Source organism: Stenotrophomonas maltophilia group sp. Smal17 (genome assembly GCF_030237045.1).
Lineage (GTDB): Bacteria > Pseudomonadota > Gammaproteobacteria > Xanthomonadales > Xanthomonadaceae > Stenotrophomonas > Stenotrophomonas forensis.
The window spans coordinates 1-21950 of sequence record NZ_JASJSU010000022.1 but is presented as its reverse complement, the minus strand read 5'-3'; the positions used below and the strand labels follow the sequence as shown (position 1 = coordinate 21950).

Sequence of the window (21950 nt, the reverse complement as noted above, 5' to 3'; positions counted from 1 at the left end):
TCCGTGCACGCCGTTGCCGGCCAGCGGCCGCCACTACCAGGCCTACCGCTCGATCGCCGGCAACGCATCGGACAACAGCAACCGGTCAATCCGCCGCAGCGCACTTTCCAGTTGTCGGCGGTCCGCCGCCAGCCCCAGTGACAGCCGCACGCCGTTCTGGTGCAGCACCCCGGGCGGGCAGAATGCCGATGACGGCGCAATCGCCAGCCCCTGCAGCTGCGCGGTGCGCACCAAGGTGGCATCGGTCCACGGCGCCGGCACCCGGCACCAGGCATGCAGGCCCTCGGCGCGCACCAGCAGTGACGGTGCCAGCAGGTACCGTGCCATGCGCAGACGCTCGCGCGCTTCGTTGCGAACCTGCGCCAGCAGTGCTTGCGCCGAGCCATCCAGCAGCAACTGGCTGGCCAGCGCCGACACCAGCGGATGACCCATCAAGCGGGTCGCCCGCAGCGCGGCCGTCATCGACTCGGCATGCGCCGCATCCGGGCATTGCACGAAGGCCGTGCGCAAGCCTGGGCTGATCACTTTCGACAGCGTGGCCACGTAGAACACGTGGCGTGGGGCCAGGGTTGCCAGCGCTGTCGGCGCGTCCTCGGCGAGGTGCCAGTACGGATCGTCTTCGATCGCCAGCAGGCCTTCGCTTTCCAGTACGCGCGCCAACGCTTCGCGCCGCTGCAGTGGCAGGGTCAGCGCCGTCGGGTTCTGGCAGGTCGGATTGAGATAGACCAGCCGCGCGCCGCTTTCGCGAGCCTGCCGGGCCAGTGCCTCGGGGCACATGCCGTGTTCGTCGCTGTCCACTGGCAGCAGGCGCCGGCCCAGTGCGGCCGCTGCCTGCAGCAACCCCGGGTAGACCAGCGTGTCGCACAGGATCGCATCGCCATCGCGGCTCTGGCTGAGCAGGATCGCCGCCAGCGCGACCTGGGCGCCTTCGGTCAGCAGCAGGCAGGCGTCGTCCACGGTGCCCAGCATCGGCCGCAGCCAGCGCGCCGCCGCATGGCGATCGGTCGGGTTGCCGCCGCCCAGGTGGTAGGTCATCAGGTTGGGCGCGTTGCTGCGCGCAAGTACGGCGGCGGCGCCACGGCGCAGCGTCTCGGCCAGTGCATCGGCATCGGGCACCGGCGGCACGTTCATGCTCAGGTCCACCACCTGCTCGAAGCCAGCCTTGGGCGGTGCGATGAAACTGCCCTGCGGACCGCGCGCCTCGATCAGGCCGCGCTTGCGTGCTTCATCGAAGGCACGGGTGACCGTGGTCAGGTCGACGCCGAGCTGCAGCGCCAGTGCGCGCTGCGAAGGCAGGCGTTGTCCTGGTGCAAGTCCGCCGCGACGCACCGTGCGTTCCAGCGAATTGACGATGCGCAGGTAGATCGGCCCAGTGTGCGCGAGCACGTCCTGTACCCATTCGCGGGCTGCGACATCCGGTCGCGGCATGTAGGGAGCATGTCGGGGCGTATCGTTGCTTCCAACGGCGGGAGCCTGTCCATAACCATCGGTCGGTTCGGGCAGGTGACCGCCGTTGTTGTTTACGGCGGTCGCGCCGGCCAGTCTCGGTGAAGTCATTGCGCGTCCTCAGCGCGGGGCGTGCCAGGGGCAGTAACAGCCCACGGCAAGCAGTCCTTTCGGGCGTACGGTTTCGCCGCGCACCAGTTTGTCCAGCAGCGGTTCGACGAAGCTGTTGGCCGAGTTGCAGACCATGCCGATGCTGTACGGGCCGGCATACGCGAGGTGGCCCTGCCGGTCCCAGATCGCCACCGCAGGGCTGGCCGGAATGTGTTCGATGCCGTCGATGGTCGGCAGCTGGATCACCTTGCTGCGCAGCGGCTCGGGCAGTTCGCCCTCGGTACCGGGGCGGCGGATCGCATAGAAGTCGATGCCGGCGCGGCGGTACATGCTGATCAGGTAGCTCAGGTGTGCGCCGGTTTCGCGGTTGCAGACCGCGCAGGCCGGGTCCCAGAAATGCACCACGCGGATGCGGCCGGTATCGCCGGCCAGATTGGCCGGCAGGCGCAGCTGCGAGTCGTCGAAGACGATGGCCTGTTCGGTGAAGGTGGATTGCGCGCCGTAGCCGAAGTACTGCCACAACGCCGCCGCCACGCCGGCCATGAACAGGCAGGCGAGGGCGATCATCGTCGGCAGCAGCCAGCGGCGCGCGCGCGGCGCGGCTGCGCCCATCAGGACGCGTCTCCGCCGAACTTGTGCACGTACTGCTTGCGCATCTCGCGGCAGGAGTCGGCCTGCGCGCGGCGCTGGATCTCGCTACGCGCCGGATCCTCGCTGCGCTGCACGCACTGCTCGATGGCGTGGCGCTCGGCGGCCTGCACATCCACGGTCTGCGGCTGCAGGCAGACCCAGGCCAGCGCGGCCAGCATCAGCACCACAAAGCCACCGCACCCGGCCATCACCAGGTGGAACTTCAGTTTCTCGGCGCGCATCGACGCTCGTCCCTTCATCCATACATTGCATACAAAATATCACCTTGTATGGATCGCGCGCCATGCGCATGGTTCAGACGATGGCGCTGTGCCGCGCTTCGGGTGCTTCGGACAGGATCTCGTTCAGCTTGGCCAGCGCCCCGGCCAGCGCGCCTTGGTCAACCGCGCCGCCCAACGACAGGCGGATGGCGTTGCCCGGTGGCGGTTCCTCCACACTGAAGGCGTCGGAGCTGGCAATGCCCAGGCCTTGTTCCTGCGCGGCCTGGATCAGCCGGTACTGGTCCAGCCGTGGCGGCAGCGGCAACCAGACATGCAGGCCGGCCGGATGGGCGCGGGCACGCGACGGCAGGTACTGCGCGGCAATCGCCTGGCGTTCGCGCAGTTCCTGCTGGAAGCGCTGCACCATGTCCTGGGCCTGGCCGCTGCGGATCCATTGCGAGGCCACGGCCACCATCGACTGGGTCGGCATCAGCGCGATCGCGCGCAGCGCATCCAGCACCGGTTCCATCGGCTCGCCGGCCGGCACCACCAGATAGGCGGTGCGCAGGCCCGGCGCCAGGCACTTGGACAGGGTGGAGATGTAATAGACCGGGCAGCCGGCGTCGCGGTGGGCGGCCAGCGGCGGCGCGGCGTCACCGGCCAGCAACCAGTAGGGATCGTCTTCGATCACGGTCATATCGTGGCGCTTCGCTACTGCCAGCAGCGCCTGCCGGCGCTGTGCCGACATCGTCGCCGTGGTCGGGTTCTGGATGGTCGGCACCAGGTACAGCAGGCGCGGGCGGCGCAGCTGGCAGGCCTCCTCCAGCGCGTCCGGCAGCATGCCTTCGGCGTCCATCGCCACCGGCACCACGCCCCGCTGCAGCACGCGCGCGGCGGCCAGCAGCCCGGGGTAGGTCAGCTGTTCGGCGGCGATCAGCTCGCCCGGCTGGGTACGGGCCAGGATCAGTGCACATAGCGCGGTCTGCGCACCGGGGCAGATCACCACCTGGTCGGCCCCCACGGTGCCCAGCATGGGCGCCAGCCACTGCACGGCGGCGGCGCGGTCCTCACGGGTGCCGGCACCGACGTGGTAACTCATCAGCTCGCCCTGGCCCAGCTGCTGGCCCACGTGCTGGAAGCCGGCTTCCATGCCCTGCGCGAACGGGGCGCTGCCCAGCAGCGGCGGGATGTTCATGCTCAGGTCGACCGAGGTGCTGCGGTTGCCGGCCGACAGTGCAATGAAGGTGCCGCCAGCGCCCTGCGCATCGAGCAGGCCGGCCTGGCGAAGTTCGGCAAAGGCGCGGGTGACGGTGGTCAGGTCCACGCCCACCTGTTGGGCCAGGTCGCGCTGCGGCGGCAGGCGGTCGCCGGGGCGCAGCACGCCGTCATCCACCGCCTCGCGCACCTGCTGGGCAATCTGCAGATACAGCGGTCCGGCGCCCTCGCGGAAGGGGCGAACCCAGGTGCGGTTGGGATGTTTCAGGCGGCGGCCGGCGGCAGGAGGCGTCATCGGTCAGATTTTTCCATACGTGCAGATGCACAAGTCCATACAATCATGTATCTTGTATGGGCTTGATTGGAGTGGATCGCCTTTTTGTAGGCGACCTCGTACCCACAGTGTAGCCGCTCCACGCCCGGGCGCTGCGCGCAGGCGAGCCGGTCAAGCGCGCTTCTTCAACAGGGTTGACCTCCAATGAATATCTGCTGGAACCGCATCCGCCTGGCGCTGGTCGCCCTGGCCTGCGTCGGCCTGTCGGGCTGTGACTGGGTGCTGCTGGATTCGAAGGGCATGGTCGGGCTCGCCCAGCGCGACCTGATCCTGATCTGCATCGGCCTGATGCTGATCGTGGTGATACCGGCCATCGTGCTGACCTTTGTGTTCGCCTGGCGTTTCCGCGCCGGCAACACCAAGGCGAAATACACGCCGGACTGGTCGCACTCCACCAAGGTGGAGATCGTGGTCTGGGGCGTGCCGCTGGTCATCATCGCGGTATTGGCGGTGATCGTCTGGCAGTCCACCCACGAACTGGACCCGTACAAGCCGCTGGACGTGGCTGGCGAACCGCTGCACGTGGACGTGATCGCCACCGACTGGAAGTGGGTGTTCGTATACCCGGACCTGGGCATCGCCACGGTCAACCAGCTCAACTTCCCGGCCAACCGCCCGCTGGCGTTCAACATCACCTCCAACTCGACGATGAACACCTTCTTCATCCCGCAGCTGGGTGGGCAGATCTATGCGATGGCCGGCATGCGCACGCAGCTGCACCTGATCGCCAACGAGCCGGGCCAGTTCCGCGGCATGTCCGGCAACTACAGCGGGCATGGCTTCTCGAACATGAAGTTCATCGCCACCGCCAGCAGCAACGAAGACTTCGAGCGCTGGGTGGCCGAGGTGCGCAGCGCGCCGCAGGCACTGGATTTCAACCAGTTCAAGGCGCTGGCCGCGCCGTCGAAGAATGCACCGGTACAGCACTTCTCCAGTGTCGAGCCGCTGCTGTTCAAGAAGGTCATCGACCAGTTCATCGGCGTGGGTGAGAACACCGCTGCCGCCACCCCGGCGGGCGCTGCCGGTGGTGCCCAGGTTTCCCAGGAGTAACGAACATGTTGGGTAAATTGACGTGGGAGGCCGTGCCGCTGCACGAGCCGATCGTGGTAGTCACATTGGCGGCCATGGTGCTGGGTGGCCTCGCGCTGCTCGGCGCGGCGACGTACTTCAAGCTGTGGGGCCCGCTGTGGCGTGACTGGTTCACCACCGTGGACCACAAGAAGATCGGCATCATGTACGTGGTGGTGGCGCTGGTCATGCTGGTACGTGGCTTCGCCGACGCGCTGATGATGCGCGCGCAGCTGGCCGCAGCCGGCCCGGGCAGTGACGGCTTCCTGCCACCGGAACACTACGACCAGATCTTCACCGCGCACGGCGTGATCATGATCTTCTTCGTGGCCACCCCGTTCGTGGTCGGCCTGATGAACATCATCGTGCCGCTGCAGATCGGCGCGCGCGACATGGCGTTCCCGTTCCTCAACGCCTTCAGCTTCTGGATCTTCGTGGTCGGCGCCGCGCTGATGATGATCTCGCTGGGTGTTGGCGAATTCGCCATGACCGGCTGGGTGGCCTATCCGCCGCTGTCGGGTATCGAGTTCAGTCCAGGGGTGGGTGTCGATTACTACATCTGGGCGTTGCAGGCTTCGGGCATCGGCACATTGCTGACCGGCGTCAACCTGTTCATCACCATCCTGCGCATGCGTGCGCCGGGCATGACCCTGATGAAGATGCCGGTGTTCACCTGGACCGTGCTGGTCACCAGCGTGATCATCATCGCCGCGTTCCCGATCCTCACCGTGGCGCTGGGCGCGCTCACCCTGGACCGCTACCTGGACTTCAACTTCTACACCAACACGTTGGGTGGCAACCCGATGATGTACGTGAACCTGGTGTGGGCCTGGGGCCATCCGGAGGTGTACATCCTGGTGCTGCCGGCGTTCGGCATCTTCTCTGAAGTCACCGCCACGTTCGCGCGCAAGAAGCTGTTCGGCTACAAGTCGATGGTGGGCGCCACGCTGGCGATCGGCATCCTGTCGTTCATCGTCTGGCTGCACCACTTCTTCACCATGGGCTCCGGTGCCAGCGTCAATGCCTTCTTCGGCATCATGACGATGATCATCGCCATTCCAACCGGCGTGAAGATCTTCACCTGGCTGTTCACCATGTACGGTGGCCGCGTCGAGTTCAGCGTGCCGATGCTGTGGACCATCGCGTTCCTGGTCACCTTCACCATCGGTGGCATGACCGGCGTGCTGCTGGCCATTCCGGGCGCGGACTTCCTGCTGCACAACAGCCTGTTCCTGGTCGCCCACTTCCACAACACCATCATCGGCGGCGCGCTGTTCGGCTACCTGGCCGGCTTTGCCTACTGGTTCCCGAAGGTATTCGGCTTCACCCTCAACGAGCGCCTGGGCAAGTGGTCGTTCGCCTGCTGGGTGATCGGCTTCTACCTGGCCTTCATGCCGCTGTACATGCTCGGCTTCATGGGCATGACCCGCCGCATGAACCAGTATGACAACCCGGCGTGGACGCCGTACCTGATTGCTGCCTTCATCGGTGCGCTGTTCGTGTTCGCCGGCATCATCCTGATGCTGGTGCAGATCTACGTGAGCGTGCGCGACCGCAAGCGCAACCTGGACCTGACCGGCGACCCGTGGAATGCACGCACGCTGGAATGGGCCACGCCGTCGCCGCCGCCGTTCTACAACTTCGCCGTGGTGCCCAAGGCCGATGAGCTGGACGCCTTCCACGAAGCGAAGAAGCGTGGCCTGCCACCGCCGCCGAAGAAGTACGCGCCGATCCACATGCCGAAGAACACCGGCGTGCCGCTGATCCTCAACATCTGGATCCTGGTGCTGTGCTTCGCGTTGGTCTGGCACATCTGGTGGATGGCCGCCGCCAGCTTCATCGCCATGATCGTGACCCTGATCGTGCGCTCCTACGACGAGGACGTGGACTACTACGTCAGTTCCGAAGAGGTGGCGCGCACCGAAGCGGCCAACCTGGCCAAGCTGAAGGAGGTACGCGCATGAACCTGTTGACCCGCCCGGAGCTGGCCAGCGATACGCAGGCGCACGAGGACCACCACGCACACGACCACAGCCATGAGCAGGGCGGCATGAAGGTGTTCGGCATGTGGGTCTACCTCATGTCCGACCTGGTGCTGTTCGGTTCGCTGTTCGCCTCGTACGCGGTGCTCAGCACCGCCTACGCAGGCGGCCCCACCGGCAAGGACCTGTTCTCGCTGCCGTTCGTGATGGCCGAAACCTTCCTGCTGCTGGTCTCCAGCATCACCTACGGCCAGGCCGTGCTGGCAATGCACCGCCATGACGCTTCGGCAGTGCTGCGCTGGCTGGGCGTGACCTTCGTGCTCGGCGCCTCGTTCATCGGCATGGAGATCTACGAGTTCTCGCACCTGATCCACGAAGGCGCGGGCCCCAGCACCAGTGCCTACCTGTCAGCGTTCTTCGCGCTTGTGGCCACCCACGGCCTGCACGTGGCCAGTGGCCTGATCTGGATGGCAGTGGTGATGCACCAGGTCTACCGCCGTGGCCTGACCCCGACCAACATCACCCGCGTTTCGTGCCTGAGCCTGTTCTGGCACTTCCTGGACCTGGTGTGGATCTGCGTCTTCACCTTCGTCTACCTGATCGGAGCCTTCTGACATGGCCCACGTCGAAACCTCGCGCGCCGGCAATGCGCACGGCTCCACCACGTCCTACCTGATCGGCTTCGTGCTGTGCGCGCTGCTGACCGTGGTGCCGTTCGCACTGGTGATGAACCCGGTGCTGTCGCGGCCGCTCACGCTGTTCCTGCTGGTCGGCTTCGCGGTGGCGCAGATCCTGGTGCAGCTGGTCTTTTTCCTGCACATGGACCGCAAGTCCGAAGGCGGCTGGAACCTGGCCAGCTTCGTGTTCACCCTGGTGATCCTGTTCATCGTCGTCGCACTGTCGGTCTGGATCATCTGGAGCATGCACTACCACATGATGATCAACTGAGCCTGCGAACCGTGAAAGGCATTGCGTTCCCCCATCGTGGCCTGCGCCTGGCCGCAGGCCTGCTGCTCGGACTGCTGGCCGGCTGCAGCGCGCAGTCGCGCATGGACTTCTACTCCAAGGACATCGCCTGCGAAGAACTCGGCCAGCACTGGTCGATGCCCGACAGCCACGGCACCGTGCGTGGCCCGGCGGATCTGCAGGGGCAGGTGACCTACCTGTTCTTCGGCTTCACCAGCTGCCCGGACGTGTGCCCAACCACGATGGTCGAGTTGAGCCAGGTCAAGCACCTGATGGGCAAGGACGCCGACCAGCTGCAGGTGGTGTTCGTCAGCGTCGATCCAGCCCGCGACACGCCCGAGGTCGCCCGCACCTACGTGGAAGCATTCGACCGCAAGGCGGTGGCGCTGGTCGGCAACGAGGCACAGTTGGCCGCCATGGCCAGCGACTTCAAGGCGTTCTATGAAAAGGAACCCGGCCAGGTGCCGGGGACCTACACCATGAGCCACATCGCCGGCGGCTACGTGTTTGATCGCCAGGGCCGCCTGCGCCTGTTCGCACCCTACGGCATGCCGGTGGAGAAGCTGTTCTCCGACGTGCAGCGCCTGCTGCTCGAGCCGGCCCACCCCGCGGCCGGCAGCGACCCGCTGGCCAGCTGCAGCCTGTCCCACAACGGCACACTCGCCGCTCGCTGACGCTGGTGGGTACCGACCGTTGGTCGGCACACCCCTGATCCCCCGGCCGGCCAGGAGAGCCAACCGGCCGGGGGCACCACTCAACGCCTTACTTGGTTTCTTCCCACTGCACCACGTCCGGCTCGGTGGCGCGGATGCCGGCGGTGGACAGCAGCTTGGTGGTCGCATCCAGCGCCGCGTTCACCGACGGGTACTCCACGATGGCCTGGCCCGACGCCTTCGACACCTTCACCACGCTGCCGCCGGTGGCGCTTGCTGCGCGCTGGGCAGCGGCTGCATCGGTGAAGAACACCTTGACCCGCGACGTCGCCACCACCGGCGCTCCGTCGTGGGATACCGCCGCGGCGAACTTGCCGGCGCCGGCATCAGCAGGCGCGGCCGCTGCGCCGTCCAGCGAACGCTTGGTACGCGTGCTGGTGGCCGCCGCCTGCGAGGTGATCGTGAACCGACCGCCGCTGACCTGCTTCACCGTGGTCGTGGGAGACAGCTGGAAACGCGTGCCACCCACATCGAACGAGCGGCCGGTAGCGGACGCCTTCAGTTCCTGCGCATCCACGGTTGACGGGGTCCTGGCCGGAGGTGTCTGCCCCGAGCTCTGTGCCCAGGCAGGGGAGGTCATCGCCGCGAAGGCGAGCGTGCTCAACAGAATGGTCTTTTTCATCATCAGTGCCCCAGAACGCGGATCTTGAAGGATTCGAGGTTGCCACGCGATGCAGCAGTCGCGGCCTGCCCCATGTCGGTCACTTCCAGCGTCCAGGTGCCGGTGGCATTCTCATCCAGGAAGGCATTGCTGGACAGCAGGTCCCAGCTGGTGAAATTGCTCTGCGCGTTCCCCGTGCCCGAACCGATCGCGGTGAACGCCGGTTGCACCACGCTGCGGGTGCCGCTGGGCGAAACCAGCACGAACTGCAGCTGGCGCGTATTGCGGTGGTTTACCCGGAAGCCGAGCTGCACGCTTTCGATGTTGCGCGCGCCGTTGGCCAGCTGGAAGGTCAGGCGTGCCGCGGCAGCCGAGGTGTTGCCGATGGCCACGGTGCGCGTGGTGGTGCGCCAGCCGCTGTCGACCAGCGGTCCCAGCGACTGGAAGTTCTCGGCGACCTCTACTGCACGCGCAGCATTGACCACGCCGAAGCCATACCAGTTGCTGTAGGCACGGTTGGCAGCGTTCACCGTCCAGCCCGGCACCAGCGTGCGCCCGTCGGCCAGTGTCACCGCCGGCTGGTTCGGGTGGTTGCGGGTGGCGGTGGTGGCCAGGATGTACTTCACATCGCGATAGGACAGGTTCGGATTGGCTTCCAGCACCAGCGCAGCCACGCCCGATACCATTGGTGCCGACGCTGACGTGCCGTTCATCTTGGCGGTGTAGTTGCAGGTGCTGTCGATGGCCGACTGGTTGCTGTCCAGCGTGTTCTCGCGGTTGGTGTTCTTGTTGCTGCCCTGCGCGCACCCGGTCACGTCGGTGGTGACGATGGCCGGGTCGTACGCGCGTGCCACCAGGCCCGGTGCGTACTGGGCCTGCAGGCCGTACTCACCGCCAAAGGCCGAGACCCACAGGGCCGAGCCGGTGGAGGAGTACGACGAGCGCACGCCATCGGCGCGCACGGCGGCAACGGTGATCACGTTGAACAGGTTGTTGCGCGGATCGCGGCCAGCCGGCACGCAGCCGGTGTTGCGGTTCTTGGTGTCATTGGTGCAGACATCGAAGGTGTTGCCGAGGTTGTCCTGCCAGTACCCGTTGTTGAAGTTGTTGCCGGCCGACTTCACGTAGATGCCACCGCGGCCACCGCGCGTACCCGACAGCGCCTGCTCATACGAACGTATCGTGTTCTCGCTGTACGCCAACGGCAGGTTCGGATTGCCCGGGCCGGCGCCCCAGCTGTTGTTGAACACCTGCACGTCGGCCGATTCCGCGCCATCCCACCAGGCGTACTCGATGTTGCTCTGCTGGTTGCCCTGGGCGGAGCGCGAAATGGGGTTGAAGCCCTTCAGCGTTGCCGCCGGAGCCACACCACGCACGCCCAGGTTGTTGGCGCCCACCGCGCCGGCGATGCCGCCGACCATGGTGCCGTGGTTGTCGGCGTCCGGATTGGACGGGCTGGGATTGTTCGAACCATTGGCGAAGTTCTTGCCGGCCACGGCCGCCACGTTGGCGGCCAGGTCCGGATGCGCGATCTGCAGGCCGTCATCGACGATGGCGATGGTGACGCCCTGGCCGCGGATGCCGTTGCGGTACAGGCCATCCACGTTCAGATCGTTGCCGGCTACCGGCAGCGTGTCGGCCGGTACCGTCTGCCCGGTATTGCGCAGGTGCCACTGGATGCCCGCCAGCGGATCGGCCTGCTGGGCCTGTGCGGTGACGGCCAGGCTGCCCAGCACCAGGGCAGTGGCAAGGGCCAGCCGCGCGGAGCGCGGTGGCGCGGAGCGTTGCGTGTGTCGCTTCATACACGAATCCTTCTGTTGTGAATCGGCATGGCAGGACGGCGGGGCGGAACTGCCCCATCGCAACGAGCCAAACGCGAGACAACGAAGAACCCCCTACCTCTTCACAGCAGCAATCTGCGGATGTGCCAATTCCGTCACAAACACTTATGCCGTGGGGTAATGACGACGGCGTTGGCTCGCATCTGGGGGATGCCAACCCTGGCTGGCACCCGCACCCACGCATGGCGAGGATCTACCCGGCGTCATCGCGCGCCCTCACATCCGCCTGTGCTACTACGGCCCTCGCACACTTCCGTACCGGAGCACCCAGATGGTCAACCCCCTGGCCCAGGCCCATCGTGGCCCAGGCACTACGCTGTTCAGCCTGTTGAACCCGATACCGTTCGGCTTCTTCGTCGGCGCGCTGATCTTCGACGCGATCTATCTCAACAGCGCCGAGGTGATGTGGGGCAAGGCCGCCGCCTGGCTGATCACCTTCGGCCTGCTGATCGCCATCCTTCCGCGGCTGATCAACCTGTTCGCGGTCTGGCGCCGCAACGGCACGGCCACCCGCATCGACCGCATCGACTTCTTCCTCAACCTGGTGGCCGTGCTGCTGGCGATCTGGAACGCCTTCGTGCACAGCCGTGATGCCTATGCCGTCGCGGTGCCGGGCACGATCCTGTCGGCGCTGACCGTGGCCCTGATCGCACTGGGCCTGATCCTGCTGTCGTTGCAGCCGCCGGTGCTGCAGGGAGGCCGTCATGGCTAAGCACATCCTGCCCACCATGGCTGCCCTGGCGCTGGCGGTGACCCTGTCGGCCTGTGCGGGCAAGGCCGAGTACCACCCCGCCGACCAGTCCGGTACGAAGCCGCCGCTGCCGGCGCCGAAGAACTTCCTGATGCCACCGATGCAGGTGCCCAAGGGCGTCGGCTGGGCCGAAGGCCAGTCACCGACGGTGGCCGACGGCCTGAAGATCGAGCGCATCGCCGCCAACCTGATGCACCCGCGGCGCCTGCTGACCCTGCCCAATGGCGACGTGCTGGTGGTGGAAGGCAACGGCCCCGGTGAAGAGCCGGTCACCACGCCCAAGCAGTGGATCGCCGGCAAGGTGAAGGCCCGTTCGGGCAAGGCCGGCAAGGGCGGCAACCGGATCACCCTGCTGCGTCGTACGCCCGGCACCACCACCTGGACCCAGCATGTCTACATCGAAGGCCTGCATTCGCCGTTCGGCATCCAGCTGATCGGTGACACGCTGTACGTGGCCAACACCGGCAACATCATGCAGTACCACTACGTGCCGGGCGAAACCCGCATGTCCGACAAGGGCCGCGAGTTCACCGACCTGCCCAGCACCATCAACCACCACTGGACCAAGGAACTGCTGGCCAGCCGTGACGGCAGCAAGCTGTACGTGGGCGTGGGCTCCAACAGCAACATCACCGAGAACGGCCTGGCCGTGGAATACCGCCGCGCGGTGGTGCTGGAAGTGGACGTGGCCACCCGTGGCAGCCGCATCTTTGCATCGGGCATCCGCAACCCGACCGGCCTGGACTGGGAGCCGAGTACCGGCAAGCTGTGGGCGGTGGCCAACGAGCGCGACGAGATCGGCGCCGACCTGGTGCCGGATTACCTCACGTCGGTGAAGGAAGATGGCTTCTACGGCTGGCCCTACAGCTACTACGGCCAGCACGTGGATGAGCGCGTGCAGCCGCAGCGGCCGGACCTGGTGGCCAAGGCGATCGTGCCCGACTACGCCATCGGCTCGCACGTGGCACCGCTGGGGTTGCTGTTCTACACCGGGCAGGCGCTGCCGGCGCAGTACCACGGTGGCGCCTTCATCGGCGAGCACGGCAGCTGGGATCGTTCACCGCTGAGCGGCTATGAAGTGGTGTACGTGCCGTTCAAGGACGGCAAGCCAACCGGGCGGCCGCAGACCGTGGTCAGTGGCTTCACTTCCAAGGACGAGAAGACGCTGATGGGCGCACCGGTGGGCATGGCGATGGATGCCGAGGGCGCACTGCTGGTGGCCGACGATGTGGGCGACGTCGTGTGGCGGGTGTCGGCCAAGTAGCCTTGTAGAGTCGAGCTTGCTCGACTGCTGTTGGAAGGTGCAGTCGAGCATGGCTCGACTCTACAAAAAGCCGGAATCAGCCGAGCATGGGCTCGGCTCTACAGTTCCGACGGCCCGCTGCGCAGCCCGCTGAACACCGATTCAGCGGCAAACCCCACGCCACCCAGCAGCACGCCGAAATACACCACCGTGGCCACCACGAAGGCGTAACCGGCCGCCACCGCCGCGCCATCGCGCTGGATGAAGCCGATCGCAAACGACATCAGCGCCAGCGCCGGCAGCGTGTTGCTGAACGGAATCGGCCCGGCCGGCGCCATCAGCAGCAGGGTCGCGAACACCAGCATCAGGTTGTTCAGGCGCATCATCTTCTTCGAGCGCACCATCACCGCCAGCCGCATCGGCCGCGACAACCGCTCCATGCGGTGCACCCACTTCAGCGCTCGGCCCAGGTTGGCCTTCAGCTTGTCGGTGGCGATCTCGCGGCGCGCCAGCTTCTGCGGCACCCACAACGGGCGGTTGCGCACCCGGCTCAGGCCGATCAGCAGGATCGAGGCACCGAACACCGTGCTCAGCCCGGGAATCGACACCGGAATGATGAAGATGGCCGAGAGCAGGATCACGATCAGCAGCAGGCCCTCATCGCCCAGCGCGCTGAGCAGGGTGCCGACGCTGACCTGTTCGCCGGGCAGCTCGTCGATCATCTGCTCGATCTGCTGGGCCAGCGGCGCGCTGTCGTTGGTTTCGGGGGCACGGTAAGTCATGCGTCGCAAGGTTCTCCAGGGAAGGGCGGTCAGCGGGCCGTCCTGCGGTGGGGGACGCACAGGGTCCTGCAGTATCCCGGCCAACGTGGGCAAAGAGGTGAACCGGGCATGAGGGGGTAAACTGGCGTGCCCCGCACGAGTTGAACGCAATGGACATGGGCCGCAGGCAATCGACCATCGAACTGGTCGCCATCGACATGGATGGCACCCTGCTGGATCCAGCCCACCAGCTCACCGCCCGGGCCAGGCAGGCCATCGCGCAGGCGCGCGCGCTGGGCGTGCACATCGTGCTGACCAGCGGCCGCCCGGTTCCCGGCCTGGCGCCGTTCCTGCAGGAGCTGGGCATCGAAGGCGACGATGACTACTGCATCGCCTGCAACGGCGGCCTGGTGCAGCGCATCGGCACGCGCGAAACCGTGGTCGAGTATCCGCTCAGCTTCGACGACTTCCTGTTCTGCGAGCAGGTGGCCCGCGAACTCGGCGTGCACTTCCAGGCGCTGGACAGCCAGCGCATGTACACGCCCAACCAGGACATCAGCTACTACACCGTGGCCGACTCGCATCTTTCGCGGATGCCGCTGTCGTACCGCCGCGTGGCCGACATGGACCCGTCCATGTCCTTCATCAAGCTGATGATGATCGACGCGCCCGACGTGCTGGATGCCGCCATCGCGCGCCTGCCCACCGAACTGACCGAGCGCTTCGCGGTGCTGAAGAGCGCGCCGTTCTTCCTGGAAGTGTTCGACCATCGCGCCGGCAAGGGGCCAAGCCTGCAGAAGCTGGCCGAGCACCTGGGCATCGACCGCGCCAACGTGATGGCCATAGGTGACCAGGAGAACGACCTGACCATGCTGCAGTACGCCGGCACCAGCGTGGCGATGGGCAACGCCATCGATGCGGTGAAGGCCGTGGCGCGGTTTGAAACCACCAGCAACGCCGACGAAGGCGTCGCGCGCGCGATCGAGCATTTCGTACTGCAGTAACCGCGCGGCCATCCGCCCTGGTAGGTGCCAACCTTGATTGGCACACATGAAGGGCACGCACCGACCTATACCCACGTATAACCCACCCATCCCCACCGCCATTGCCGCTGTACCACGGCGCAATGGCGGATGCGGCAGTGCGATGCAAGAATTTCGCACGTCGAAATCACCCCACCGAATCCCACGGCAGATGATCGCCTTCGTCTGCTGACCGGCGCGCACCGCGCGGTCATCCCCTCAACGCAATCGCATCGCCAGCCAGGGCGCCGACACCGGTGCTGCGTCGCGCTGGGCGTGCGCCTGCGCCGCTCTCTCCCTGCACCTGGATCTGCCCATGAACACTCCACCCACGACGCGCCTCGCCCTGGCCATCATCGCGGCCATCACCGCACCTGCGTATGCCGCCGAAACGGCCGACACCGCGCACGACACGCCCACCACCTTGAACGCCCTGCAGGTCATCGCCACGCCGCGCGGTGCGGCCGTTGCGCCAACCCAGGTGGTCGGCCCCAACCGCTACATCATCAAGGCAGAAGACCTCGACGCCATGGTCACCGGCAACAACGGCCTGGCCATGCTCAAGCAGGTACCCGGCGCCAGCTACACCGCCACCGACGGCCTGGGCCTGGATATCTCGGCCACCAGCCTGTTCGTGCGCGGCTTCCGCATGAATGAGATGGGCATCACCTTCGAAGGCGTGCCGCTGAACGACAACGGCTTCCTCTCGCTCACCGGCACCAGCGTGGTGAATTCGGGCGTGCCCGATGGCATCGGCGCGATCACGGTCAGCCCCGGTGGCGCGCCGGTCAGCGTGTTCTCCAGCAGCGTCAACGGCGGCAGCCTGGAATACCGCCTGCGCGAGCTGCAGGACACGCCCAGCCTGCGCATCAAGCAGGGCGTGGGCAGCAACAGCACGCTGGTTACCACCGTATCCGGGCAGAGCGGCCAGCTCGGCGAGCACGGCCCGAAGGTGCTGGTCGACCTGCAGCGGGTGTCGGCCGACAAGTACCAGGGCGAGGGCACCCAGAACTTCCTGCGCGGCGATCTGAAGCTGCAGCAGGACGTGGCCTGGGGTGACTTCACCGTGTTCCTGTCCGACAGCAAGGCCAAGGTCTGGGGCTACAACAACATCTCCTTCGACATGATCCGCAAGCTGGGCTGGAAGGCCGACATTTTCTATCCGGATTACGCGTGGGCGTGGTACGTGGCTTCGCCGGAAAACGCAGACAAATCCTGTGGCGCCTACACCTGCGGTGAGCTGTCCGAACTGATCCCATACGACACCGGCCAGACCACCCGCGATCGCGTGTCCTCGATCAACCACCGGTTCCAGATCACCCCGGCGCTGAGTGGCAACGTGCAGCTGTACAACGCCAACAGCCATACCCAGGCCACGCTCACCGACCCGACCGTGCCATCGCCCAACGGTGCACCGTTCTCCGAGCAGGTGCAGACGCCGCGCGTGAATCGGCTGGGCGGCATGCTCAACCTGCAGTTCGAGACCGGCGCGCATACCTTCACCGCCGGCGTCTGGCAGGAGAAGAGCAAGGCCGCGGCCAAGACCGAGTGGTACCAGCAGCCGCTGCTGGGCGAGGGCCCGCCGCTGAAGGCCACCGGTCCGTTCGATGTGTATGGCCCCGCGTTCAAGACCGACAACGCATCGAGCTGGGTGACCCGCTCGCGCCAGTTTTACCTGCAGGACGACATCGTGTTGAACGACACGCTGAAGCTGGGTGTCGGCTTCAAGGCCGTGGACTTCCGCACCAGCGGTGGCGGCCTGGGTGATGCCAAGGACCGGCCGGTGAACGGCACGCTGCGCGCGAAGAGCAACTTCCTGCCGCACGTCTCGCTGTTCTGGAGCCCGACCGAATCCACCGATGCCTTCATCGATCTGGCCAACACCATGAACGGCTACCGCGTGGCCCAGCGCGGCAACATCGGCTACACCGCCTCGGCGTGGACGATCACCGACCAGGAAGAGTTCGACCGCGTGGCCGGCACGCTGCGCCCGGAGAAGAACTGGAACCTGACCGTCGGTGCCTCGCATCGCTTCGATCGGCTGACGATTACCGGCGATGTGTTCTACAACGACATCCGCAATCGCCTGCTGTCGGCCGCCATCGGCACCCAGTTCGCGCAGATCAACACCGTGCGGCTGATGCCGAAGATGCACGTGATCGGCGCCGACCTCGGCATCACCGCCGACCTGACCGACCACCTGCAGTTCTACCAGGGCGTGGCCGTGGCCCGTTCGTACTACGACAGCGATTTCGTGGTGGGCGACACGGTGTACCCGATCAAGGGCAACGCGCAGCCGGGCTACCCACAGATTTCGCTGGTGAGCGATCTTTCCGCACACTTCGGCGACTGGCGTTTCGGTGCCACCAGCACCTCGTACCTGCGCCAGCCTTTCACCTACGAGAACGACATCCGCGTGCCGACCTTCTGGCAGGTCAACACCTATGCCGCCTACCGCTTCGGTGCGGACAGCGTGGTGCCGGGACTGGAGCTGCGGCTGGACGTGAGCAACCTGTTCAACCGCCACAACATCGGCACCGCCACCATCGCCGGCTCGTCGTTCTCGGGGGATTACCAGACCCTGCAGCGCAGCGCGCCCCGGCAGCTGATGTTCAGTACCTCGATGACGTTCTGAGGCAACAAGGAGTTTCGGGGTCAGATCCCTTTGCACCGCAAAGGGCTCTGACCCCCAAAATCCGCCAAGCTGCCATGACCCGCTCTTGGTAGAGTCGACTGTTAGTCGACTGCTCTTCGCATCTGCCTCGCAGGAGACCGCGCTTCGCGCGCGAGTCGACTAACAGTCGACTCTACCAACGACCACTCCGAACGGTGCTTCTAGGGCTTTCCCCGGTCCAACTGCCGGTACCCGATCGCTTCAGAAAGATGCGCGGTCTGGATCGCTTCACAACCCGCCAGATCCGCAATCGTGCGCGCCACCCGCAGGATTCGATGCATCGCCCGTGCCGAAAGCTGCAGGCGCTCGATGGCCTGCTCCAGCACATCCTGATCGGCTTCGCTCAGTCTCGTGCACGCCCGCAGTGCCGCCGGTGGCAGATGGGCATTCAGCCCGCCACGCGCCTGTTGCCGGGCATGCGCGGCTTCCACCCGCTCACGCACCGATGCGCTGGGTTCCCCCAGCGGCGTGCTCTCCCGCAGCTCTACAGCGTCCATCCTGGCCACACTGATATGCAGGTCGATGCGGTCCAGCAGCGGCCCTGACACCCGCGCGCGATAGCGGGTGATGCGCTCATCCGTGCACAGGCAGCGGTTGCTGCGGTCACCGGCCCAGCCACACGGGCAGGGGTTCATCGCGGCCACCAGTTGGAAGCGTGCGGGGTACTGCACGCTACGCGCCGCGCGCGCGATACGGATATGCCCGGATTCCAACGGCTCACGCAGCGTCTCCAGTGCGCTGCGGTTCCATTCCGGAAGCTCATCCAGGAACAGCACCCCATGATGCGCCAGCGAAATCTCGCCGGGGCAGGGTGGGTTGCCGCCACCTACCAGCGCCGCTGCACTCGCACTGTGGTGCGGTGCCCGAAACGGCCGCTGCCGCCAGCGGCGTGGGTCCAGTCCTTCGCCACTCACAGAGGCAATCGCCGCCAGCTGCAGTGCTTCAGTCTCTTCGGTGTCAGGCAACAGACTGGGCAGGCGCGAGGCCAACAGCGTCTTGCCGCAGCCAGGGCTACCGATCAGCAACAGATGGTGCCCACCCGCAGCGGCGACCTCCAATGCACGCCGCGCATGCGCCTGCCCGCGCACGTCGGCCAGATCCGGCAGCGGCAATGGCGTGGTGTCCACGCGCTCCACGGGCGGCAACAGGCGCGGATTGCCCAACCCGGCGCAGCACTCCAGCAGCGTGCGCGCCACACGCACATCGGCGTGCTCGGCCAACGCAGCCTCGGCGGCATTGCCCGGCGGTACCACCAGAATGCGCCCGGCTTCAGCGGCCGCAATCGCCGCGGGCAGCGCACCGGCCACCGGCCGTAGCTCACCGGTCAGGCCCAGCTCGCCCAGGAACTCGTACTGAAGCAGCGCCTGCGGATCGACCTGGCCGCTGGCCGCAAGAATGCCCAGCGCAATCGCCAGATCGTAGCGGCCCCCCTCCTTGGGCAGATCGGCGGGCGCCAGGTTCAAGGTGATGCGCCGTTGTGGAAAATCGAAGCGTGCGCAGAGCAGTGCCGCACGCACGCGTTCTCGTGATTCGCGCACGCTGGTCTCAGCCAGGCCTACGATCTGGGTGGCAGGCAGGCCACCAGAGAGATGCACTTCCACCCGCACCAGCGGGGCATCGACCCCGGCGCGGGCGCGGCTATGGACCAGCGCCAGGCTCATGTGTGGTTTCCTGCGGAGGGGACGATCGATGGTGCGGCAGGCACTTCGCAGGGAGCTATCGGGGAATGCTGGCAAAGCGGCTAGGAGGATTCTGGCAACCGATCGTCAATCCAAGGCACCCACCCTTCAATCCTGGGGTGGATAGGCCGAACACGTTTGGAGAGTCGACCGTATCTGCGAGATTCTTTGTTGAAGCTGATCTGAGCGCCTCCTCAGATCGAGCACTTCACGCTGCATCTCAGCCTGTCTCTGAGGAGTTACTTTCTCCTGGTAAGCCATGGTGGAGCTTCCTCCGTTCCGAATCGCCTTTTCGACCTGCTCTTGCGCGTACTCTTGGGCAAGCAGATCATCTCGAAGTTCCTCGCAGAATCGCACTACCCTGGCCGTAGAGGTATCTTGCCTCGCCAGTTTGTTCAATGCTTCTCGCAGTTTGTTGGCCTGGTCCAAATTCTCGCTGGTGAGCGTCTTCAGTGACGCATCAAGACGAGCAATATCCTGTTTCAGGCCGGCGACCTCTTTTTCATGCGTTGACCGCGCTACATAGCTGCGCCCGATCTCGGCGTTGGTAGTTACATCACTTGACTTGTAGAGGTGATAGCCGGCGTACGAAGTAATGCTCGCAGCGCTTCCCAGTATGATTGCGGTAAGGGTCAGTGCTGTGCTGACAGGGTGGCTCTTTATGCGCTCCATTGGAGTGCGGGCAGTATCGCCAGGGGCCTCGCGCGAAGAATTCCGTCCGGAGTTTTCAGGTCGATTGTCAGGCATGCGATTGCTGGGGGTCGCCTTTACATCGTTTTCTGGCGAGTTTGAGTTGGTCGGGTCCATTGACTGGGGTTGTCCTGAATGTATGTGCATACGATGCCAGATTTCGACCTTCGTGCGGTTGCTGTTTCACGAGCGGGCGATGGTGCAGAAATGCAGCCCTAGGAGCATCTGAATCGCGTCTCTGCCCGGTTCCTCCACAGGTTTATTAAAGCCTCTGTCATTCTTTCAGACCAGGATCTACCTGACGCCATGGAAGGAGGCTCCTGGCGATCGCGAGCAATCAGCCGGTGCCTCGTTTGCCCTTCATTGACGAAGCAAACCTCTCAGGAGATGCACATGTACGTGCCAAAGACTCTGGTGGCCTTGATCGTGGCCGCCGCACTCGCCCCTGTTGATTCGGCATCTGCGCAGGCCCTGGTGCAGGGAGGAGGCGCCTCAATGCCCGCGTCCCTGTACAAGGGAGCGACGGACAACATCCTGCCGGCAGAATTCAGCTATGTCGTGCTGGGTTCCGGCAATGGGAAGCGTGCGTTCCTCAACAATGAGCCCGCGCTGCTGCAGACGACCGGAACGGTCCATTACGCAGGCAGTGACGCGGTGCTGACCAGTACCGAACTGGCGGCGTACAACAGCACCTACAATTCCTACGGGTCCGGCAACGCCTATGGGCCGCTGATACAGATCCCCGTTGCGCTGGCTCCGATCATTGTTCCGTTCAACAAGCCTGGTGGCGTGCTGGACCTGACGGTTTCCCAGCTCTGCGGAGTGTTCTCCGGCAGGATCACCCGCTGGGATCAACTGCCGGCGGGAGGTCGGACGGGGCAGATCACTGTCGTCTACCGGGCGGAGAGCAGCGGCAGCAGCGAGATCCTCACCCGTTTCCTCACCGCCGCCTGCCAAACGAGCGACGTCTCGGGCACAACGCTGAAATCCAGTGGCTGGGGTCTGGTGCCCTCGTTCTCGGTGCAGCCCACGTTCGCCAACCTGTTCGTTGGCAACACGGTACCGTCCAACTTCATGGCTGCGCCAGGGCCGGGGGACGTTGCGCTCTACAATGCGGTTCTGGTTGGAGACGGTCGGATTGGCTACACCGGGCCGGATGTCGTTGCAAACCTCAGCGATGCGACCAAGGTTGCAACCGTGAAGGGATACTCGCCTGCCGAAGTCAGCCTGCAGGCGACCATCGAAACCGTCTCGCCGCCGACCGGAGCGGCCGCCAATGATCCAGCCAACTGGGTGCCTGTGTTCGGCAACCCCTCGGTGGGTTATCCCATCGTTGGGCTTACGAACCTGATCATCGGCCAGTGCTACCAGAACCGGATGGTCGGCAACAGCCTGCGCAGATTCCTGCTCACGCATTATGGAAGTGCCCAGGTCGGAGGGGTTGAGCAGGGTCGAAACGATGTTGCCGTTCGAAGCCACGGCTTCTACCCGTTGCCTACCAGTTGGCGAGATGCGATTCGCACGCGCTTCGCACTGGCTGGCAATGCGGCTGGCCTGAACAACCCGGCGGTCTGCAACGGCATCGGGCGTCCGCTCTAGTGAGCGTGCGGGACGTGGAAGGCGCAAGTGCCGGCGGCCAGGTCGGCACTTGCTGTTCCGCGGCATGCCTCGCCCAAACAGATGGACGAGGCCTGGCAGTTGGGCGCTCGATCCGCCGCCTTCAATCCCTGGGTCGCATCCGCTCGTGGATGAAAGCAGTAAGTGCAATATCGGCCATCACCAGCCCCTCCATCACCCGGTCGCCCACGTACTGCTCGGGCTCGCCGTTCTGGCGCGTGCGCTCGGCCGCCAGCAGGATCTCCTGCACGATGCGCTGGCCGGTCGCCGCGCAGTCGGCGTCGGACAGCGCGATCTGCCGGCTGCGCAGCTGATGGCGCTCGGGCCAGGGCTGGCCGTCGGCCGCAGCGCCCGCGCCAATGGCGTGCAGGACGGCGATGAGGCT

The 21950-nt window shown here is 65.7% G+C and carries 20 protein-coding genes; 10 read left to right on the top strand and 10 right to left on the bottom strand.

Annotated features, from left to right (window positions below; genetic code table 11):
• Positions 1–42: 42 nt before the first annotated feature.
• From QRO93_RS08530 to QRO93_RS08515, 4 genes are read right to left on the bottom strand one after another with little or no spacing between them, the layout of a single operon-like run.
• Positions 43–1557, bottom strand: a complete 1515-nt coding sequence (locus QRO93_RS08530) for a PLP-dependent aminotransferase family protein (protein WP_180878854.1) — start codon at positions 1555–1557, stop codon at positions 43–45.
• Positions 1558–1566: 9 nt separating this feature from the next.
• Entirely contained in the window at positions 1567–2169 is a 603-nt protein-coding gene (locus QRO93_RS08525) for a DUF6436 domain-containing protein (protein ID WP_053451047.1), read from the bottom strand.
• The gene (locus QRO93_RS08520) at positions 2169–2447 is read right to left on the bottom strand and encodes a hypothetical protein (RefSeq protein WP_232281358.1); all 279 of its coding nucleotides are present in this window, start codon (positions 2445–2447) and stop codon (positions 2169–2171) included. The genes QRO93_RS08525 and QRO93_RS08520 overlap by 1 nt, the downstream gene beginning before the upstream one ends.
• Before the next feature lie 55 nt (positions 2448–2502).
• Positions 2503–3918, bottom strand: a complete 1416-nt coding sequence (locus QRO93_RS08515) for a PLP-dependent aminotransferase family protein (RefSeq protein WP_180878856.1) — start codon at positions 3916–3918, stop codon at positions 2503–2505.
• Between the two features lie 183 nt (positions 3919–4101).
• Between QRO93_RS08515 and cyoA the strand changes: the two genes are divergently transcribed.
• From cyoA to QRO93_RS08490, 5 genes are read left to right on the top strand one after another with little or no spacing between them, the layout of a single operon-like run.
• The gene (gene cyoA, locus QRO93_RS08510) at positions 4102–5007 is read left to right on the top strand and encodes a ubiquinol oxidase subunit II (RefSeq protein WP_053510757.1); all 906 of its coding nucleotides are present in this window, start codon (positions 4102–4104) and stop codon (positions 5005–5007) included.
• Between the two features lie 5 nt (positions 5008–5012).
• On the top strand, positions 5013–6989 hold the full coding sequence (gene cyoB, locus QRO93_RS08505; protein ID WP_180878858.1) for a cytochrome o ubiquinol oxidase subunit I: 1977 nt from the start codon (positions 5013–5015) through the stop codon (positions 6987–6989).
• Positions 6986–7621, top strand: coding sequence for a cytochrome o ubiquinol oxidase subunit III (gene cyoC / locus QRO93_RS08500; protein WP_080374979.1), 636 nt, complete (start codon positions 6986–6988; stop codon positions 7619–7621). Before cyoB ends, cyoC begins: the two co-directional genes overlap by 4 nt.
• Position 7622: 1 nt before the next feature.
• Entirely contained in the window at positions 7623–7955 is a 333-nt protein-coding gene (cyoD, locus tag QRO93_RS08495) for a cytochrome o ubiquinol oxidase subunit IV (RefSeq protein ID WP_053510762.1), read from the top strand.
• Between the two features lie 11 nt (positions 7956–7966).
• The gene (locus QRO93_RS08490) at positions 7967–8647 is read left to right on the top strand and encodes an SCO family protein (protein WP_285304089.1); all 681 of its coding nucleotides are present in this window, start codon (positions 7967–7969) and stop codon (positions 8645–8647) included.
• An 88-nt stretch (positions 8648–8735) separates the two neighbouring features.
• Here QRO93_RS08490 and QRO93_RS08485 read toward each other — a convergent pair whose 3' ends face one another.
• Positions 8736–9311: a hypothetical protein gene (locus QRO93_RS08485; RefSeq protein ID WP_053451042.1), complete on the bottom strand. Its 576-nt coding sequence runs from the start codon at positions 9309–9311 to the stop codon at positions 8736–8738.
• Positions 9311–11089 carry a S8 family serine peptidase gene (locus tag QRO93_RS08480; RefSeq protein WP_180878860.1) on the bottom strand — a complete coding sequence of 593 codons (1779 nt, stop codon included), beginning with the start codon at positions 11087–11089 and terminating at the stop codon, positions 9311–9313. The genes QRO93_RS08485 and QRO93_RS08480 overlap by 1 nt, the downstream gene beginning before the upstream one ends.
• 310 nt (positions 11090–11399) lie before the next feature.
• Between QRO93_RS08480 and QRO93_RS08475 the strand changes: the two genes are divergently transcribed.
• Together QRO93_RS08475 and QRO93_RS08470 are read left to right on the top strand one after the other, a co-directional pair.
• Positions 11400–11840 carry a DUF2231 domain-containing protein gene (locus QRO93_RS08475; protein ID WP_164241604.1) on the top strand — a complete coding sequence of 147 codons (441 nt, stop codon included), beginning with the start codon at positions 11400–11402 and terminating at the stop codon, positions 11838–11840.
• Entirely contained in the window at positions 11833–13143 is a 1311-nt protein-coding gene (locus QRO93_RS08470) for a sorbosone dehydrogenase family protein (RefSeq protein WP_180878861.1), read from the top strand. Before QRO93_RS08475 ends, QRO93_RS08470 begins: the two co-directional genes overlap by 8 nt.
• A gap of 98 nt (positions 13144–13241) precedes the next feature.
• Here the strand turns inward: QRO93_RS08470 and QRO93_RS08465 are convergent, their stop codons facing one another.
• A complete protein-coding gene (locus tag QRO93_RS08465; RefSeq protein WP_164087597.1) occupies positions 13242–13904 on the bottom strand; it encodes an exopolysaccharide biosynthesis protein in 663 nt (220 codons plus the stop codon).
• 149 nt (positions 13905–14053) lie between these two features.
• Here QRO93_RS08465 and yidA point away from each other — a divergent pair, with 149 nt between their 5' ends.
• On the top strand, positions 14054–14887 hold the full coding sequence (gene yidA, locus QRO93_RS08460; RefSeq protein WP_180878862.1) for a sugar-phosphatase: 834 nt from the start codon (positions 14054–14056) through the stop codon (positions 14885–14887).
• A 334-nt stretch (positions 14888–15221) separates the two neighbouring features.
• Positions 15222–17540: a TonB-dependent receptor gene (locus tag QRO93_RS08455; protein WP_180878863.1), complete on the top strand. Its 2319-nt coding sequence runs from the start codon at positions 15222–15224 to the stop codon at positions 17538–17540.
• A gap of 200 nt (positions 17541–17740) precedes the next feature.
• Here the strand turns inward: QRO93_RS08455 and QRO93_RS08450 are convergent, their stop codons facing one another.
• Together QRO93_RS08450 and QRO93_RS08445 are read right to left on the bottom strand one after the other, a co-directional pair.
• The gene (locus tag QRO93_RS08450) at positions 17741–19240 is read right to left on the bottom strand and encodes a YifB family Mg chelatase-like AAA ATPase (RefSeq protein WP_180878864.1); all 1500 of its coding nucleotides are present in this window, start codon (positions 19238–19240) and stop codon (positions 17741–17743) included.
• 126 nt (positions 19241–19366) lie between these two features.
• Positions 19367–20065, bottom strand: a complete 699-nt coding sequence (locus QRO93_RS08445) for a hypothetical protein (protein ID WP_180878866.1) — start codon at positions 20063–20065, stop codon at positions 19367–19369.
• 276 nt (positions 20066–20341) lie between these two features.
• On the opposite strand from QRO93_RS08445, the gene QRO93_RS08440 reads away from it, so the two are divergent.
• A complete protein-coding gene (locus tag QRO93_RS08440; protein WP_404830597.1) occupies positions 20342–21547 on the top strand; it encodes a substrate-binding domain-containing protein in 1206 nt (401 codons plus the stop codon).
• A gap of 121 nt (positions 21548–21668) precedes the next feature.
• Here QRO93_RS08440 and QRO93_RS08435 read toward each other — a convergent pair.
• The coding region (locus QRO93_RS08435) for a hypothetical protein (RefSeq protein ID WP_285304086.1) at positions 21669–21950 on the bottom strand (282 nt) is incomplete at its 5' end.